Annotated in this window: 1 pseudogene; it reads right to left on the minus strand. The window is 68.2% G+C overall.

Going from position 1 to position 1244, the window contains the following annotated elements:
* Nucleotides 1–1238, minus strand: a pseudogene (locus GT354_RS24910) (cell division protein FtsK); the annotation flags it as partial.
* Between the last annotated feature and the right edge of the window lie 6 nt (nucleotides 1239–1244).

Raw genomic sequence — 1244 nt, forward strand, 5'->3', positions numbered from 1 at the left:
CCGAACGGCTTGAGCGCGGTGGTCAGTTGCGCCGGCTTGGCCTTGCTGTCGAGCGTGGCCCACGGCCCGTAGACGTCCGGTCGCAGCTCGGCGAGACGGTCGACCACGATCTCGTTCCACACCTTCGCCTCGCCCGGTCCCACGACCGCGAGCACGTCGGCGAGCAGGTCGTGAGCCGGTGCGCGGTCGATGTCGGTGCTCTCGCCGACGGCGTGCCCGGCCAGGGTTCCGGCGGTGATGCGCGCGGCGCGGGCGCGGTCGCAGATCTTCTCGGCCGCGGGTCCGTCGATGTAGAACGAGCGGGTGATCTGCGCTTCGGTGGCGTGACCCACCAGGTAGCCGATGCCCTTGTCGTTCGCGGTGAACGTCGTCGCGCGCAGACCGTTCTTGTACGCCGACGTCCCCAACACCATGTCGTTCTCGGTCTGGCCCATGACCCGCAGGCAGAACCGGATCCCGACGTTCGCCGACACACCCGTCGGCAGCGAGTCCTTGTCCGGGCGCTGCGTGGCGAGCACGAGCATGACGCCGAGCGCGGGTCCGCGCTTGATGATCGCCACGGACAGAGTCTCGGCTTCCGCACCTAACTTCGGGTGGGAGAACAGCTCTTGGCACTCGTCGATGGCGAACACAAGCGGGTGCAGCCGGAGCGACTTGCGGGCGGACAGTTCGGGCGTGACCTTGTTCTCCGGGCACACGTCCTTCGGCAATCCGCGGATCACCTTCGCGCGGCGCTCAAGCTCCTTGTACACGTACCGCAGGTTCTCCACGCACTGTTCGAGGGTTTCGTCGTCGGGTCCGGACCCGTAGGTGTGGGCGACTTTTTCCAGCGCGGACAGGTCGCCGGTGCCCTTGAGTTCGAACACGTGCAGCTCGGCGAGCACGTCCAACGCGGCGGCGAGCAACACCACCCGGAGCGCGAACGTCTTCCCGAACCGCGGCATCGCACCAATGAGGAGGTTCGCGAACATCAGCGTGAACGCGATCGTGCGCCCGCGCTGGTCCGCGCCGAACGGGATCGGCGTGAACAACGACGTCGTACCGGTCTTGGAGAGCGGCCACACCGCGGGCTTGGCCTGCGACATGTCCTGATCGCCGACCCACAACACGAGTCGTCCGGCGTGCTGGTCGTGCGCGGGTTCGGGCCACACGCAGCCCATCGGGCGACGCAGGCCGGACGCGAGACGGTCGCGCCGCTCGATGATGTCGACCGCGGTCACCCCGTACGGCAGGTCCACGTCCGC

The organism is Streptomyces sp. SID3343 (assembly GCF_009865215.1).
Lineage (GTDB): Bacteria > Actinomycetota > Actinomycetes > Streptomycetales > Streptomycetaceae > Embleya.